13 protein-coding genes are annotated in these 17,499 nt (G+C 37.2%); 8 read left to right on the top strand and 5 right to left on the bottom strand.

Annotated elements, in window-relative coordinates:
• The first annotated feature begins 3 nt into the window (after nucleotides 1-3).
• The 3 genes from EG365_RS18200 to EG365_RS18190 all read left to right on the top strand — a co-directional run bounded on the left by EG365_RS18200 (nucleotide 4) and on the right by EG365_RS18190 (nucleotide 7,447).
• Nucleotides 4-6,429, top strand: coding sequence for a DUF637 domain-containing protein (locus tag EG365_RS18200; protein WP_001039238.1), 6,426 nt, complete (start codon nucleotides 4-6; stop codon nucleotides 6,427-6,429).
• 22 nt (nucleotides 6,430-6,451) lie between these two features.
• On the top strand, nucleotides 6,452-6,913 hold the full coding sequence (locus tag EG365_RS18195; protein ID WP_000605047.1) for a hypothetical protein: 462 nt from the start codon (nucleotides 6,452-6,454) through the stop codon (nucleotides 6,911-6,913).
• 393 nt (nucleotides 6,914-7,306) lie between these two features.
• Nucleotides 7,307-7,447, top strand: coding sequence for a hypothetical protein (locus EG365_RS18190; RefSeq protein ID WP_000770266.1), 141 nt, complete (start codon nucleotides 7,307-7,309; stop codon nucleotides 7,445-7,447).
• 195 nt (nucleotides 7,448-7,642) lie between these two features.
• On the opposite strand, the gene EG365_RS18185 is transcribed toward EG365_RS18190, so the two are convergent.
• The 3 genes from EG365_RS18185 to EG365_RS18175 are packed head-to-tail and all read right to left on the bottom strand — an operon-like array spanning nucleotide 7,643 to nucleotide 11,102.
• Nucleotides 7,643-8,983, bottom strand: coding sequence for an MFS transporter (locus EG365_RS18185; RefSeq protein WP_000786788.1), 1,341 nt, complete (start codon nucleotides 8,981-8,983; stop codon nucleotides 7,643-7,645).
• A 9-nt stretch (nucleotides 8,984-8,992) separates the two neighbouring features.
• Nucleotides 8,993-9,805: an amidohydrolase family protein gene (locus EG365_RS18180; RefSeq protein WP_000995633.1), complete on the bottom strand. Its 813-nt coding sequence runs from the start codon at nucleotides 9,803-9,805 to the stop codon at nucleotides 8,993-8,995.
• Between the two features lie 7 nt (nucleotides 9,806-9,812).
• Complete coding sequence (locus EG365_RS18175; protein ID WP_000126044.1) at nucleotides 9,813-11,102, bottom strand: SLC13 family permease; 1,290 nt, start codon at nucleotides 11,100-11,102, stop codon at nucleotides 9,813-9,815.
• Nucleotides 11,103-11,213: 111 nt separating this feature from the next.
• Between EG365_RS18175 and EG365_RS18170 the strand changes: the two genes are divergently transcribed.
• Nucleotides 11,214-11,945, top strand: a complete 732-nt coding sequence (locus EG365_RS18170) for a GntR family transcriptional regulator (protein WP_000883486.1) — start codon at nucleotides 11,214-11,216, stop codon at nucleotides 11,943-11,945.
• 92 nt (nucleotides 11,946-12,037) lie between these two features.
• Here EG365_RS18170 and EG365_RS18165 read toward each other — a convergent pair whose 3' ends face one another.
• Nucleotides 12,038-12,916 carry an SMP-30/gluconolactonase/LRE family protein gene (locus EG365_RS18165; protein WP_000404178.1) on the bottom strand — a complete coding sequence of 293 codons (879 nt, stop codon included), beginning with the start codon at nucleotides 12,914-12,916 and terminating at the stop codon, nucleotides 12,038-12,040.
• A 296-nt stretch (nucleotides 12,917-13,212) separates the two neighbouring features.
• On the opposite strand from EG365_RS18165, the gene EG365_RS18160 reads away from it, so the two are divergent.
• Nucleotides 13,213-14,556 carry an MFS transporter gene (locus EG365_RS18160; RefSeq protein ID WP_000053782.1) on the top strand — a complete coding sequence of 448 codons (1,344 nt, stop codon included), beginning with the start codon at nucleotides 13,213-13,215 and terminating at the stop codon, nucleotides 14,554-14,556.
• 100 nt (nucleotides 14,557-14,656) lie between these two features.
• Here the strand turns inward: EG365_RS18160 and EG365_RS18155 are convergent, their stop codons facing one another.
• Nucleotides 14,657-15,589, bottom strand: coding sequence for a LysR family transcriptional regulator (locus EG365_RS18155; RefSeq protein ID WP_000366420.1), 933 nt, complete (start codon nucleotides 15,587-15,589; stop codon nucleotides 14,657-14,659).
• 99 nt (nucleotides 15,590-15,688) lie between these two features.
• On the opposite strand from EG365_RS18155, the gene EG365_RS18150 reads away from it, so the two are divergent.
• From EG365_RS18150 to EG365_RS18140, 3 genes are all read left to right on the top strand, one after another.
• On the top strand, nucleotides 15,689-16,123 hold the full coding sequence (locus EG365_RS18150) for a DMT family transporter (RefSeq protein WP_001166494.1): 435 nt from the start codon (nucleotides 15,689-15,691) through the stop codon (nucleotides 16,121-16,123).
• A gap of 9 nt (nucleotides 16,124-16,132) precedes the next feature.
• Complete coding sequence (locus tag EG365_RS18145) at nucleotides 16,133-16,591, top strand: DMT family transporter (RefSeq protein WP_000153881.1); 459 nt, start codon at nucleotides 16,133-16,135, stop codon at nucleotides 16,589-16,591.
• Between the two features lie 203 nt (nucleotides 16,592-16,794).
• Nucleotides 16,795-17,493, top strand: a complete 699-nt coding sequence (locus EG365_RS18140) for an IclR family transcriptional regulator (protein ID WP_000238907.1) — start codon at nucleotides 16,795-16,797, stop codon at nucleotides 17,491-17,493.
• Nucleotides 17,494-17,499: the final 6 nt, after the last annotated feature.

Below are 17,499 nucleotides of genomic sequence, written 5' to 3'. Positions count from 1 at the left end.
TTCATGAACAAGAATAGTTATCGCATTATTTATAGCAAAGCACGTCAAATGTTTGTGGCCGTGGCTGAAAATGTACGAAGCCAAACCAAGACTTCTGGTCAAAGTGAAGCAAGTACCCAGAACAATATTGATAACACTGAATCTCAGGCATTTCATCAACTCTGGCAAGTGAAGGCACTGGTTGCTAGTATAAGTTTGTGGATGCCTTTAGCACCTGTTTATGCGGGTATTGTAGCGGACAGTGCCGCAAATGCTGCGAATAGAGCAGTGATTGGTGCTGGTAAGAACTCAGCAGGTACAGTCGTTCCTGTAGTTAATATTCAAACTCCGAAAAATGGTATATCCCATAATATTTATAAACAGTTTGATGTATTGGCTGAAGGTGCAGTACTCAATAACAGCCGTCAGGGTGCTACGACAAAAACAGTTGGAAATGTTGCGGCCAACCCATTTTTAGCCACAGGCGAAGCGCGAGTTATTTTAAATGAAGTAAATTCATCAGCCGCTTCACGCTTTGAGGGGAACTTGGAAGTCGCAGGGCAAATGGCAGATGTGATTATTGCTAACCCATCTGGTATCAACATTAAAGGTGGTGGCTTTATTAATGCCAACAAGGCAATTTTTACCACAGGTAAACCTCAGTTAAATGCTGATGGCAGTATCAAACAGTTTACGGTTGACCAAGGAAAAATTACGGTTTCAGCAAACCCTAATTCTAAATTTGGCTTGGGGGGAAATAATAACGATGCAAACTATGTGGATCTCTATGCGCGTGCATTAGAACTCAGTGCGGAACTTCGTGCCAAAAATGATATTCAGGTGATTGCCGGGGCAAATAATGTCAGTGCAGATTTACAGGATGTTACACCTAAAACAGGTACTGGAACTGCACCGACATTGGCGGTAGATGTTAAAGCGCTGGGTGGCATGTATGCCAATAATATTTACTTGATGGGAACTGAAAAAGGCTTAGGCGTGACGAACGCAGGGACTATTCAGGCAGTCAACAATCTGGTGATTACCAGTGCCGGAAAGATTGAACACAGTGGCACAATCAGTTCGACCAGTAAAACCCAAGGTTTAGTGAACATACAAACAACGGGTACGGGTACAGCTGCCGATATCAACTCATCAGGCAGTATTAACAGTAATAGTGCCTTAAATATCGATTCAGGTAATAACCTGAATGTAAATGCTAAAGAAATTATTATTAATAACGGCAGCCTAGCATCTTCACCTCTAATTGTTAATGCCAAAGGTAATATCAATCTGGCAGCAGATACCCGCATTATGGATGACTCACAAGGTGGTGATGTCTATATCGATGCAGCAAATATCAATCTTGCAGCGGGATCGGAACTCAAAAGTAACCGTGGTACAGCAACCATACAAGTGCAAAAAGACTTGGTCGCAGCCAAAGGCGCAAAACTGATTGCTGCCAAAGATTTAAATGTTTTAAGTAATGGTAAGTTATCACTTACAGAGAACCATATACAGGCATCATTAGGTTCAATCAACTTACAAGCAGATTCAGCCAATACCCAAAATATCATTGACCTTCAAGGCGGGACGATTTATGCGGGTAAAGATTTAAACCTGTATAGTTCAGGAGATTTAAATCTAAAGAATCTTGGATTTTCACTTGAAAACGCTGCAACAAGAGTTAAAAACATTAAAGCCTACAGTGGACGTGATCTGGTCTGGAACAATGCTGACAAGGCACTTCCCCTTATTACAGGCATGGTTCAGCTTGATGCAGCCAATAATTTAACCGTTACGGCAAAAGAAATCTCGAATAAAGACAGTATTCAACTACATGCCAATCAAATAGCACTCAATAGTGCATTGACCTCACAAAAGAATATTGATGTGAGTTCTGAAATTGCTGATCTTGTTTTAAGTCAGGCACTCAAGGCTCAAGGTGATATTAATCTAACCGCACTTGCTGGTGGAGTTACTGCAAATAGCTTAAAGGCCACATCTTCGGCTGGAAAGATTTCTATACTCGCGAATAAAAATATAAATTTAAACTCGACCCAGACAAGCAAGGCGATGCCTTCAGCTGATAAAGATGAATTAACAACTGATCAGACGGTTATTAGTGGCTTAAAAGGGGTAACACTTGGCTCGATTGGTGATGGCATCGTTAACTTGCAATCGGTACAAGTTAATGCAAGTCAGGGCGATATATTAGTTTCGAGTAATAATGGAATAAATTTAAAAGCTAATAATGATGTAGTTGTTACTGGGGATACGGGCCGATTTAAAACGGTAAATAATGTTTTAAAAGGACAAACTGTTTCGATAGAAAATAGTAAATCGGATATTAAAATCCAAAATACAGACCTCAGCTCTACGGTTGGTAAACTTGCGATCAATAGTCGAGCGGGCATGAGTACAATTATCGACAGCGTATTAACGTCAAAAGGTAATACTGAACTCTACGCAAAAGATTTACTGACTTTACAGGGCGTGAATGCTACTTCAGACCAGCATCTGGCAGTAAGCTCTGGTCGTACGGTTTATAGCAATGCTGAGTATACGCCAGCGACCAAATGGATTGCGGATAAAGTCACTAACTTAACATCTAAGGGTGTGACCTCTGTAACGGCTACAGGAAACCAAGTATTACAAAATACAAATTTAACCGGTGGAGCCGTTTTATTAGAGGCGGGTGGTTTTATTTTAGGCCAGACTGGATTGAACTTAAATGCGGTCGGAAGTGATTTACTTAAGAATGATACAAAGTTAAATAGTTTAAATGGTGACCTAACTATTCAAACAAATTCTAACTTAACGATTGATCCAAAAGCTTACAGCTTAAAGGCTGTTGGTGATATTGAGCTTGTTTCTAAAACTGGTACTTTGACCTTAAAAGGCTATGGTGGTACTGCGGGGAATGGATCGGAACAAGTCGTTAATTTGGATACAGCCAATGGTAGTATCAATTTAGAGGGTGCTAAAGTTGATATTCAAGGTTCACAATTAACCGCGCAAAAAGATATTAAGATCGTTTCAAGTAAAGATGATGTGCTGATTGATGGGGTAAAAAATAAATTTTCTGGTTTACAAAAATTAAATTTAGCTCAAGATTATTCTCTAGAATTAGATAGGCTAAATAAAGAACGTTTAAAGTTGCAATCACAAGAATATTTTAATGATTTTTCTAATATGCAAAAGAAATATCAATATTATAATCAAGTACTTAATAAATATTGGGATCGTAGTACTTTAGATCAAAGTAAAAATGAAAATGCAGTACTTTGGGTTAATGCATATAATGACTATCATAAAAATTATAATGAATTTAAAAATAAGTATATGGTGAAAATAAATTATCCAATTCTTGGAGAACCCCCTATATTAATTAACTTAATGGATGGTTCTCCATTTTCGGCAGATTACGTTTTTAGTTTTAAATATGATGATAACTATCTTAATGATGTCAAAAGGAATGAGCTATTTTACAAATCAAACCTAAATGGTTCTGAACATTCTGAAACTAAATTGAACTCAAAAAATGGAAATATAAATGTTACCTCTGCTAAGGGTTTATCTATTAGTGGTGGAAATATTTCTGCTCAATTGGGACAGGTGAATTTAGAAGCAAGTGGTATTTTAGCCGAACAATATAAATCTACAACCATTACTGAGTCTAATCCACAGCCAAGAATATTAAATGCGAGTATTATTATTGATGGCCATACAGATTTCTATGATAAAGGGAATGAAAATGATGATAATTATAGTATGCGAACGTTAGTCAGTCCTACCATTATTAATGGTGATAAAGGGGTTAACATAAGAACTGTAGGTAAAACTAAAGATGATAATCTAGTCTTACAAGCCACAGGTATTACATCAAAAAATGGTGACGTAAAAATAGAATCAAATAAAAGTATTTTATTTGATGCCGCAGTTGAACAAAGTTATGACCGTACAACAACTACTGAAAAGAAAAAATCATGGGGAGGTCTAAAGAAAAAATATATTACGACTGTAGCTGAGAACAATGATACGAATGCAGCTTCAGTTGATATTTCTGGAAAAAATATTTTTATTGAAACGAAAAAACTAGATCCATCTGTAGATGTTAAAAATCCAGATAATAATATTGATATTTATTCGGGGCGTTTTACTGCTGATGGTGGAAAAATTACGATTAATTCTGGGGGGAATCTTAACTTTTATACAGTCGAAGAGAGTTCTGATAGTAATGTAGATATTACAAAAAAATCAACGTTTGCTGGAATTAAATACAATACTTCTAAAACTAATGCAACTCGTACGCAGGTTACTGAATTACCTGCAACATTAAAGGCAGATTACATTGGTACTAAATCTGGATTTGATACCCGACTTGTTGGAACCGAGTTTGAATATTTAAAAGACGCAACTATAGAAGCTGGTGGTAAGTTAGACTTCATTGCTGCGAAAACATCTATTACTGACCTAGTTAAAAAAGAAAAGAATTCTGTAGTCTGGCAGTCAATGCAAGATAAAGGCTCAATTACTGAAACTGCTCAGCTACCAAGTTTTAATGGGCCAGTTTTACCTACCTTTAAAGCGGCAGGTGGTTTGAGTGTACAAGTTCCAATTAGTGAAAAAGACGCTAATAAAGTTGAGTTGCGGGATGAAATTCTAAAACTGGCTAATCAGCCAGGAAATGCATATCTTAAAGAATTAGTTAACCGAAAAGATGTTGATTGGCAAACAGTTTTATTAACTCAAAAAGATTGGGATTATAAATCACAAGGGTTAACGGCGGCTGGTGCTGCTCTTATTGTCATTATTGTAACGATTGCTACGATGGGTTCAGGAACTGCTGCGGCTGCAGGAGCTGCTGGTGGAACAGCAGCAAGTGGGACTACAGTTGGTTTGGGTGCAAGTATGATTGGCTCTGCTGGTATAACGACAACTGCGGCTGGAGCAATTGTTCCATCTACCCTTGGTGCTATGGCAAATGCTGCAATTACAAGTTTAGCAACTCAAGCAAGTGTAGGATTGATTAACAACGGCGGAGATATCGGCAAAACACTAAAAGATTTAGGAAGTAAAGATTCTATTAAGAATTTAGCGGCATCTGTTGTTACTGCTGGTTTAATGAGCCAAGTTGGTTCTGCATTAAATTTAAAACCAGATAGCACTCTTCTACCAGACCGACTAGCTAATAATTTTGCATCATCAGTAGGATCAACTTTAGTACAAACTGCGATTAAAGGGGGAGATCTCGGAGATAATTTACAAGTTGCATTACTAGCAGGTTTAGCTGGAGCATTACAAGGCGAATTAGCTCAAAATCTCAAAGGTCTGGAAGATGTAAACTATATTTTACATAAAATTGCTCATGCAGCAGTTGGATGTGCAGCGGCAGCTGCTACAAAACAGAGCTGCGAAGCTGGAGCGATTGGTGCTGGTGTTGGCGAAATTATTGCACAAGAAATGCTTCATGGCCGAAATCCAACATTCGTTTCAGCAGAAGAGAAAGCTAAAATTGAAGCTTATAGTAAGTTAATTGCTGGTACAATTTCCGCTTATGCTGGGTATGATGTTAATACAGCTGCAAATAGTGCAACTATAGCAATTCAAAATAATGCTTTTAAGGATAAAGCATTATTAAAACTTGAAGCTACACGTAAATATTTGGATGATAAGTCTAAAGCTGCTTTAGATGGCTTAATTAATGCATATAAAAAAGGTGATATAGAAGCTGCTAAAAAATTTAAAAACCAATTAGATGATTCAGTAACAACTTGGGCTAATTCAAGTAGTAGTTATTTAAATATAGAAACAAAATCTGCCTTAGGTGAGATCGTTATTGTTGTTAGTGACTTAGTTATTCCTACTAATTATGTAGAAATTTTGCCAGTTGGTAAACTTTCAAAAGTCGCTAAAATATTAAAAATTGGTGAGGATGGAACTAAGTCTGCTGGGCGTTTAGCAGAAGAGCTTGCAGAGTTACAAAAAGTTGATATTAAATTTGGTAAAACATTACCTGGCGCTAAAGCACCTATCACTGTTACAGCTGAATCAAATATAGGTGGTAAGCATATGTTCGATACCAATCAAACTGCTAGACCAGAGGTTAATCGAACAAATACACCAACTCTTGCTGCTGGAAATGCAAAAATAGATCCAAGTAACCCTAATTTAACAATGAAAAATGCACATGCGGAAATTGCCTTAATTCAAAGAGCATACGATGCTGGTTTAACAAAAGGAGAAACTATGCAGGTGCTTGTTAGAGGAAAAGAAGTATGTGACCATTGTGGGCAAGTAATGAAAACTATGTATGAGCGTTCAGGATTATCTAAATTGATTATTCATGATACAACAAGTGGTACTACTACTACTTATTATAAAGTTATTGATGCTAAAACTAAAATTGCTACAACTAAAATTGAAGTAGCTCCAATTTTTGGTCATTAAGGTTATTGTTTAGAGGTTGCTAATGATTTTATATGTTTGTAGTTATGTTGTAAGAAATCCTTTTTTTTCTGAGAAAAGAATTGATGTGAAAAAAATGGGTTGGGGAAAACTATCAAATATAATCAAGGATATTTTTTCTTTTGGAGGTAGTGTCATTATTCATAAAACAGATGCTGATTATTCTGAAGAGTCTGGGAGATTAGCATATGATGATATCGATAGTTACAGTATGGTTTGTGATTCTAGATACGGTTATTTGTTTGGATGCAGTATTAGTGAAAATGAAGAATATCCTGAAGGTATTTATTTGCGCCTTGTGAATAGAAAAGCTAAAAATCCTGAAGAAGTTTATATTTTTGAGCCACATGAAGATGAATGGCAAGCAAAATATGTTAATCAAGATTTAGAATTGGCATTAAAATTATTTAAAGATATTTATGAACATGGCGAATTATCATTTGAGTCAAAAACAATATTTGAGTAATTAAATTATTGTTTTATTCAGCATTTAACGGTGTAAAGATTAGATATATAATTAAAAAAACCAGCGCTACTTAGCTGGTTTTTTTAATTGCTACCTGTTTATATCTATCTATCAAAACTAAAAATAGAAAAACTGATCTTTATAATCTTCAAAATCTAAATCACTTTTTGAACCCAATGAGCCTTCGATAAAGTTGGTATTTGTTCCCAAATAAAACGCAATCAGGGTACCAATAAAGGAATGCATAACGGTAAAAGAGAAAGCTCACAAAGATGAGACTTTTTTCTTACATATTGCTTAAAAAATATACAGAAACCTCTCTAAACCGAGTTGGAACGCTACAAACGCGAATGATATTTTAAACTCCACTCTTCCCAATAAGTGAGGTGAGCTATGAAATTGTTAGCTTTGATTAGTATGGGAGTTGCAGCGAGTTATTGGTATAAAACTATAAAAAATAGCAAGCCAACTCTTCTGAAACCTAATTTTGATGAAATAGTAAAAAACTTTGTATTAGCAGAATTTAAAGCCTAATGCATTTGATAATCTTAATTAAATAAAAAGCTCATCGGAAGATGGGCTTTTTTGTTGGAGTAAAAACAGACAAGCTTATAGTTTTCATATAAAAATAAGAAAATATTGATCCATCTTAGCTTCTATATATTTGTTATAAATTAAAAAAGAGACCATCAATGGGTCTCTTTTGATTAAATCTTTTATTTCTAAAACCTAAACCAACTTTTGAACCTTTTGCGCTTTTGGCAATGTCGGTTTTCTTCCCAAATACAACGCAATCATGGCACCCGTAAATGTAAGCATACATAACGGTAAAAGAGAAATAGGGAAGCTTCCCGAATAATCTTTTACAATACCCATAATAGAGTTCATAAGCCCAGTACCAATATGCGCAATCGTATTCACCGCTGCAATACCTACAGCCACTAAAGTAGGTGGTAAGCGCTCAGAAACCAATGCCCAGAAAGGACCTTTAATGGCATAGTTACCCATCAAAACGAGTGAGAATAAAATTAAGCTCAAGGTTAAAGATGAAGTAAAAATAGTAAGAAGCAAACCAAAACTGGTCACAAATAACGGAATAGCTGTGTTGAGACTCTTATTTCCACTTTTATCGGCATGTACGCCCCAAACAATCATGAAAGCGGCAGCTAAACCAAACGGAATCATATTTAAAAGACCTGTCTGCATGGCAGTTAAATGGAAGGCTTTTAAAATCTGAGGCATCCATAACGATAAAATATTGCTGGTTGCTGAACTTCCTGCATAAATAATTGCAAAGAACCATAAATATTTATTGGTAATCAGCAATTTGAACTTACTCTTTTTCTGTTCGGCACTGTCTTGTTTTTCAGAGTTCAACAATTGATTTTTTTCAAAAGTTAAAGTGCTTGATAACCACTCCTTTTCTTCTTGATTTAACCATTTCACATTGTTCGCGGTATTCGGCAGCCATACCAGGCACAACAAACCAAGAAGGATTGCAGGTAATGCTTCAAGAATTAAAAGCACTTGCCATCCACTTAAACCTAGTAAACCATGCAAGCCTAACAGTAAGGCAGATAACGGTGACCCGATAAAGTTAGATAAAGGAATGGCAACCATAAATACGGCAACAATTCGAGCCATATATCGTTTAGGGAACCATAGTGTTAAATACAGTAATACGCCTGGGAAAAAACCGGCTTCTGCAGCACCAAGCAAAAACCGTGAAATTGCGTATGAAATCGGGCCGGTAATGAAGGCGGTACAGCAACCCACAATTCCCCAAGTAATCATGATTCTGGCAATCCAGATACGTGCACCTAGCTTTTCCATTGCCATGTTACTTGGAATTTCAAATATGACATATGCAATAAAAAATAATGTCGCACCAAAACCAAAGGCAGTAGCAGTTAAACCAATTTCTTGGTTCATGGTTAAAGCGGCGAAACCAATATTCACCCGATCAATATATGCGATGAAATAACAAAGAATGAGGAAAGGAAGAATACGAAAAGAAAGTTTACGGATCGTTGACTTTTCTACTTCCGATATAGATATATCATTTTTCATACATACTCCTTATGTACGTGAGAAACCAAACAGCTCGGTAGGGTTCTGATTTAAAATTAAACATTGCTCGTGTTTATCAAACACAATCTGTTTAAAAGCTTTAATCGCATCTTCATAAGTTATTAAGGATTCATGTTGGGTATGCGGCCAATCGCTTCCCCAAATGAGTTTTTGCAAAAAACCTTTTTCTTTAAAAATGTTATATGCCTGTTGGGCTATATTTATATTGTTGGGTGTAGCACCCAAACGATAGAAACCGGATACTTTAATCCAGTGCTGTTTTACGTTAAGTAAGCTTAAAAATTTCTGATAATCTGGATCTTCAATCCCTTTAACAGGGTCAACTCGGCCAAAATGGTCAATTACGACATCAAAGCTGTATTCATCCAATTGTGGCAAAAGCTGAACCAGATATTTCGGCGGTGCGTGTATCTCAACTTGCCAGTTGAGGCTTTCTACATTTCGTAAAAATTTTTGCCAGTCAGGCGTATTTAGCGCAGGAGGGTTAAGACCGAATAGATTTAAGCGAACACCAACGATTCCTTGTGCCTTGAGATTCACTAGCTCATTAAAAGTCGTCGTATGTTGAACAACGGCGATCCCTTTTAAACGCTCAGGGTATTGCTGAATTGCGTTTAACATCGCTTGGTTATTGGTACCCAAAAAGCTGGGTTGAACCAAAACACCATGCGTGAAATTGTGTTCATCAAGATGAGAGATAAAACTTTGTACAGTTGCCTCATAATCAGGTGCATAACGTGCTGTTTCGATACTGTGGTCCTGTGTCGAAAAAACATGTGCATGTGTATCTATACAGTTCATTTTCATCTCACATTACAAATTTTAAAGCGAAAATAGCGATTAAAGCGGCAATGACTCCTACAGGAATTGCTTTAAATAACAGTTGATTAAAGAATTTGGTTTTGTCGATGTCTGCTGGTGCTGAAGCCATAATGAGGCTACCGCCAGAGGAGAAAGGAGAAATCGCTGTAGACTGAGCGCCAACCACAATACAAATGAACAGCACTAGTGGGTTTAGGCCAGAGGTAAGTGCTAGCGCCGGAACAATTGGGAATAAGGTAGGAGCAACTACGCCGAGAGTGCTTGAAAATACAGACATAATGGCACTGATGAGACATAAAAGTACTGGAATGACCCACACAGGAACATTGTTTGCTAACCATTCAGAAAGGGTAGTAATAATGCCAAGCTTCACACCTAATGCGATGAGCATACCGACACCGCAAATCATGATCAGTGTTCCCCAAGGCACAAGTGCAATGACCTTTTTCTCATCGGCAAGTTTCATAAGTAAACTAATGAGCGAGAAGGTAATGGCAAGGAAGGCAATATCAATTTTGGAGTTTAAAAAGCTAATCGTTTTTACATCGGGAAAAACAAGATGCAAGATTGGAAAAACTAAAACAATCGACATCATTAAAATAATAAGGAAGATGGATTGTTTCTGTTTTTTGTCGAATGGTTCAGGCTTTTGATCTTCAATCACAATTGAATTACTTTTTCTATTCCACAGGGTGTAAATTCCCAACACCGCAATTGGAATAATTAAAGTTAAGACAAAAATTCCACTACTATATGAAAAAGCTGTTTGCGAGGTAATGCCAGTATTTTCCATTAAGCTTCGGAAAATAATGCCACTTTGCGATGTCATAAAATTTGCGCCAGCTAAAGCGCCGTAATTTGCAGCCATCCCACCAATAATCATATTCATATTGGTTTTTTTACACAGCAGCAGTGTAATCGGTGCCATAAAGGCAAGTACTGTATAAAAACCAGCACCTAGGCCAGCAATAATGGTTGCTGCGAAAAAAATCGCTAAAGGTAAAAACTGAGGAAACTTACGGCATTTATATAGAAGATGGCTGGCAAGCTTCTCTAGTGCGCCATTTGCCAAAGCAAAGTTATAAAACAGAGTGACAGATAAAATAATAAAGAAAATTTTGACAGGCCATAATTCAATAACTTCGGAAGGTTTAAGACCCATGCCAAAGCAACCAATCAGGTAGGCAAACGCTATCGTAAAAAATCCGATATTAATTTTCGTTTTATAACCTAAACCTATCGATACGGCTAAAGCCATCAGCATCAATGCAGTCATATTATCTTCCTTGATAAATATATAAACATCTAAACATATATATGTTTGGTTTTTTGTATTACATAGAACTATGCTAGTATTGTCAAATCGATTTCATAATGTTTAACGCAAATGCTTGATGAGACTGCATTTAAAAATTTTAAATTGCCAAGATATGAAAAGGTCCGTTGGGAACTTCAAAAACTACTGATCCAGTCAAAATGGACAGTCGAAGAGCCTATTCCAAGTGAACAAGAGCTTGCGCAAATGTATAGCGTATCGGTAGGAACCGTTAGAAAGGCGGTTGAAGGACTGGTTGAAGATGGCTTATTAGTTAAAAAGCAAGGAAAAGGAACTTTCCTCAAACAACCTAATTTTGAAAATTCGCTCATTCGTTTTTTTAGATTACGTAATAAAAAAGGCGAGTTCATTCAGCCACAAGGACAAATTAAAAAAGTAGAAGTGTGTGATGCAATATCGGAAGTAAACGCCGAGTTAGGACTTGGGCACACTGAAAAGTTGCTTTATATCGAACGTGTCCGTAAGCATGAAGATGTCGTTGTATTAAGTGAGAGAATCTGGCTGCCTGAACGCTTATTTAAAAATCTGGAAGAAATTCCAATCGCTGAGTTTGGTAACTTACTTTATCCTTTTTATTATCAGCATTGTGGCCAATTTATTTCTTCTGCAACAGAACGGTTAACTTTTGAGAAAAATATTAAAGATAGCTATTTAAATAATCACCTTGAAGACCCTTTAGTGAAGGTATGCCGTATTGCAAAAAATCTTGAAGGTGTAGCGGTCGAATACCGTGAGTCTTATGGTTTGGCTGATAATTTTCATTATGAAATAACAATTAATTAATTCTTGATGCAGCTTAATAAAGATTTCCTTATTGAGCTGCAGAGCTGGTTCACTACCGTTTATGTTAAGTATTTCTTGTAGGAAGTGAGTCATTACCCCATAAATCGAGCATCGGCTATTCCTTGAATGCCTAGCCCATAAATGGCAAAAACACTACCACGCAATTGGTTGTCATTAGGGAACCTTGGAAGTGGTGGTTGCGACATAGATGTAACAAACAAGACATCAAGATTTTTTCCACCAAAAACTGCACTGGTAATTTTTTTTACAGGCATTTCAATAATACGGTCGATTTGTCCATCAGGACGATAACGTACTAACTGACCCGAATATACTTTTGCATTCCATAAATAACCTTCACGATCTACTGTCGAGCCATCTGCTGAACCACCGTCTGAGGTATCTATCTTACAAAAAATAGTTTTATTTGAGATTTGGCCTGTTTCAAGATCATAATCATAAGACCAGATTTCACCTTGCCATGTATCTGCAAAATAGAGCTTAGTACCATCAGGACTCCAGCAAATACTATTTGAAGTATTAATATTATTTTCTAATTTTTCTATTTTATAGTCTGCATCTAATCGATAAAGAGATGCGGTATTCCCATCTTCAAGGCGGTTCATAGAGCCAAAAACGAATCGACCTTGCCGATCAACACGACCATCATTTAATCTATTTTGAGGTAGGTCTGGTTCAGGGTTACAAATAAATTTTAAGTTGCCTGTTTCAAAGTCGAGTTGATATAACCCGTCTTCGAGCGCAACAATTGCGCCGTTATAATTTTCTTGTAAAGCAAAAGAACCTATTTTTTTATGAACTTCCCACGCCCGTATATTCCCACCGAATTCATCACAACAGAATAATCGTCCATCAACAATATCTACCCAAAATAGGCGTTGGCGAACAGTATCCCAAGTTGGGCATTCTCCAAGTTTTGTTTTTACATCTACCAGTACTTTAATTTCCATAATTCCTTTTTTAGTCCTTTTATTCAGTCATTCATCGATGAAACTAAATTAATGAAAGCTAAATATAAAAACCAATGAAAATTTTTCTTTACCTAATAAGGGATTGTTATTGGTCCTGTGAATTAAAAATGTATGGAAATAAATAGCTAAAAACTAAATTGATAAATATAAGTTATTACGTGGTGTAGAAATATCATTAGTAATTCTAAATCGACTTGATAGTTTAAGAGTGGACAAATGACATAGCGTTATACGTAAAAGCATGTGGATGCATTTTAATTAAAAAGGAATTAGAAATGAGCCTAAAAAAAGTTCATCGCCACTCTTGGGTATCATTAGTGATTTGCTGGATTATCTGGGTGGTTGTTGCATACGACCGAGAGTTGATTTTCCGCGCAGCCAATATGATTTGTAATGAATTTAATTTATCTCCGACGCAATGGGGATACACCATTGCTGCAATTACACTTTCTTTGGCCGTTCTTAGTATTCCGGTTGCTGCTTTAAGTGATAAACATGCGTCTGGTTGGAAGCGAGGAATTTTTCAGTGGCCCTTAGTAATTGGATTTACTTTTATTTCGTTGCTTTCAGGCATTACATCTTTAAGTTCAAGTTTCTATAAGTTTGTAACCTTACGTATTATGGTTTCTTTGGGTTGTGGGGTGGCAGAGCCAGTTGGGGTGAGTAATACCGCAGAATGGTGGCCTAAGGAACATCGCGGTTTTGCCATAGGTGCTCATCACTCAGGTTATCCGGTTGGAGCGCTACTTAGCGGTGTTGCAATGGCCACCATCATTACCTATTTTGGTCCGCAGAATTGGCGCTATGCCTTTTTTCTTGGAATTATATTTGCTGTACCGGCATTAACTTTTTGGGCGATTTATTCGACCCGTAAACGTTATTCAGAGTTTCACCAATCTTGTGTAGATAATCAATTCACACCACCAACAGATTTTGTGCACGATGAAGGAGAAGAAAAAACAAGTACGGATAGTACATGGGAACGTTTAAAACAAACTCTAAGTTCTCGGGGAATTGTGTTTACCGCAGCCAGTACTTTAATTACCCATGTGGTTTATATTGGTTTTTTAACTATCTTTCCTGCATTTTTATACAATATTGTCGGGTTAGATCTGGCGAAATCGGCTGGCTTGAGCGCTGTATTTACAATTACCGGCATGATGGGGCAAATTATTTGGCCGACTTTGTCCGATAAGATTGGCAGACGACTCACATTGATTTTATGTGGTTGTTGGATGGCGGTCAGCATTGCAAGTTTTTGTTTAATCTCAGGCGTGGTTTCCGTTATTGCAATACAACTGTTTTTTGGACTATCTGCCAACGCAATTTGGCCTATTTTCTATGCGACAGCATCAGATTATGCACCAGCCGGAGCAATTGGAACTGCAAATAGTTTAATTACAGTTGCTCAGTATGTAGGTGGGGCAGTCGCACCGATTATTATGGGATATTTGCTTACGAGCTTTGGTGGCTGGCATAGTCATCAGGGGTATATCTGGTGTTTTCTCTTAATGTCATGTTGCGCGTTTATTGGCGTGATTTTGCAAATTATATTGGGTTATCTCATTAAAAAAGAAAAATCAGAACAAGTTGATAATTTAAGTTTGAGTGCAAATTAAATTCTTATTTATTTCAAGTTTTTAATCTTATTTTTATCTCTGATGAGACACCAGCAAAGTATGTCGATATTGGAATACTTTGCTGGCATTGATAAGAAAACTAATTCTGCCAATACGGTGTGTCTCCATAGATTTCTGTAAAATAATCTATCACTGCTCTAATATTAAGTGGTGGATGGCGGACATTGGGATAAATGGCTGCGATATGCTGGGGGTGCGATTTAATCGCGACTTCATATTCAGGTAAAAGCTTTATTAAGTCACCTTGTTTTAAAGCTTCGCCGATCAGCCAATCAGGAAATAAAACAATCCCCATGCCATGAAGCGCGGCTGTCATTAAACTCTCGGCATTGTTTGAAGAAAGTAACGGGGTAATTGGATAATGTACCCATTCTTCATTGGGCTTTCTCACTAACCAGCGGTTAGGACCTTCAAAACCTTTATAGACTAGGCACTTGTGTTGATTAAGTTCTGTTGGGTGGTCGAGCGTACCGTATTTGGCAATATATTGAGGAGAGGCGGCTAAATGATATTTTTGTGTACCAAAAATACGGGCATGAAATGATGAATCAGTCAGTGCTCCAATACGAAATATTAAATCTGTGCTTTCGCGTAATGGGTCTATAAATTCATCGGTTTGAATTAGTTCTATTAGAAGCCTTGGATAACGCTCTGATAAACCCGCCAACCACGGCGCAATATGCCGTTGCCCAAAAAACACAGGGGCATTAATTCGGACGAGTCCAGATGGTTCTATGGTTTTATCTTGTAAAGCCTTTTGAGCTTCATCAAATTGTTCGGTAATTCTTTTTGCATATTCAAAAAATAATTTACCCGATTCGGTCGGTGTGATTGCTCGTGTATTTCGGTAGAAAAGTTGTTGCCCCAACGCATCTTCAAGTTGTTGAATAGTCCGAGAAATCATGGAGGCAGACACATCTTCTTTACGTGCTACATTTGAGAAGTTTTGAGCATTGTAAACACTAATAAAGAAGCGAAGCGTGCGGATATCAATCGAATTTGTTAAATCCATTTGTGCAATTTCTGCAAAAGTGATTCATGAATTATGCTGTTTTTCTGATGAATTGGCTACCTTAGTATTCGTTGCCTAGATACAGATGAGGCAATGTAGATGCAAATTCTATTACTACTCCTAACCATTTTAGGAGGAATGGGGCTATCGGTCGAAGCTGGGCTTTTAGGGCCGTTAGGAAAGGAAGTAGGTGAGTTGTGGGCCACTTTTAGTATTTTTGGTGTGGGTGCAGCACTTACTTTTTTACTCATGTTGTTTTTTAGCCCACGCAATAGCCCTTCATTTTTTACACTTCCATCTTGGCAATTGCTGGGTGGTGTTCTTGGCCCTGCTTACGTCATTATTTTGACCATTACCACTCCAATTATTGGCATTGCAATGACCATGATTGGCATTTTAGCGGGACAGGTATCTAAAAGTCTGATTATCGACCACTATGGTTTACTGGGGACTCCACATCGAAAAGTAGACCGTAAACGGGTAGTGGCACTCATCTTTATTGTTGTCGCACTTGTACTTGTGTCAAAAGCGTAGGAGACAGCCATGACAATTTTAATGATTCTTCTCGCCGTCATTGGCGGTGCTTTGCTGAGTGTACAGGCTGCAATTAATGGGCAACTTGGAGCAAAAGTTGGTGTATTTCGTAGTGCTTTTTTGACTTTCTCGGTCGGTGCTCTAATTACGGCTCTCCTTATTTTTTACTTTGAACCTAAACATACCTTAACGTTATTAGATGTTCCTAAATGGCAGTTATTAGGCGCCATGTGTGGCGTACCTTATATTGTCATTATGGTACTGGCTGTACAAAGAATTGGGGCTGCAGTTGCTACTGTTGCTGTGATTTTTGGGCAACTTTTGATGAGTATCTTAATTGATAACTTTGGCTGGTTTGGCAACGAAACGCTTCCTTTTTCACTGTATCGATTAGGGGCGCTAATTTGCTTAGGGATTGCTTTATATTTTATTTATTCAAGCAGTAAGGATAAAAAGGTAGAAGGGTAATACAAGCTTAAGATTGAAATTAATATAGGTCTCATTGTTAGTCGTAAAGCCTACCAATAATGAGGCCATGTTTAATATTTTAAGTACTTTAATAAATGAAAGAAGTTGCTGTTGAGAGATAGAAGTAAAATATAAGAAATATGGTAAAGTTAAAAACCTAATTCAATACATTAAAATTGATATCAAGATATTGTAGGAAAAACATGGTTAAAATTAAACCTCACCCAGCAACAAGCGGAAATGCATCGGCTGATCGCCTTTTAACTTTGTTAACTGCTTTTAGAATAGGTGATAAATCTTTAACCCTAGCAGAACTCGCAGAACGAACAGAATTAAATAAAGCAACCATAATGCGCTTAATCGTTTCGCTAGAAGATTTTGGTTTTGTTAACCGTCTTTCGGATGGCAGATATACGCTTGCCAGCGAAGTTATGCGTTTAAATACAATTTATCAAGATGCTTTAGATCTAGAAAGACATGTCATGCCTTGTTTACAGCAACTTGTAGATGAAATTGGTGAGACAGCTTCTTTTTACGTTAAACATGGAGCTTATCGTCTTTGCCAATATCGAATAAACTCTACCCATCGACTGCGTGTTCATGTTCAACCGGGCGAAGTTCGACCAATGGATGGAGCAGCATGCGCTCAAGCATTGAAATCAACATATGAACAAGTTTTAGCAAGAACTGAACCTTTTTATTCAACGGGTGTAACAGAACCCCACGCAGCTGGAATGGCATTGCCTGTGTTTGATGCTCAAAATGAGGTAGTAGGAGCCTTACTCATTTCAGGCCCATCAAGCCGTTTTACTGCGGAAGTTGCAAAATCTGTAGGTGATTTTTTCTTCAAAATTGCAGATGACTTAACGAAAAGTTTAGGTGGTAAGAGTATTCGTAATTAAATTTAA

Origin of the sequence: Acinetobacter sp. FDAARGOS_494 (assembly GCF_003812225.1) — a bacterium.
Taxonomy (GTDB): Bacteria; Pseudomonadota; Gammaproteobacteria; order Pseudomonadales; family Moraxellaceae; genus Acinetobacter; species Acinetobacter baumannii.
Note: the sequence above shows the minus strand (reverse complement) of the source record. Positions and strands in the feature narration are given on the sequence as shown.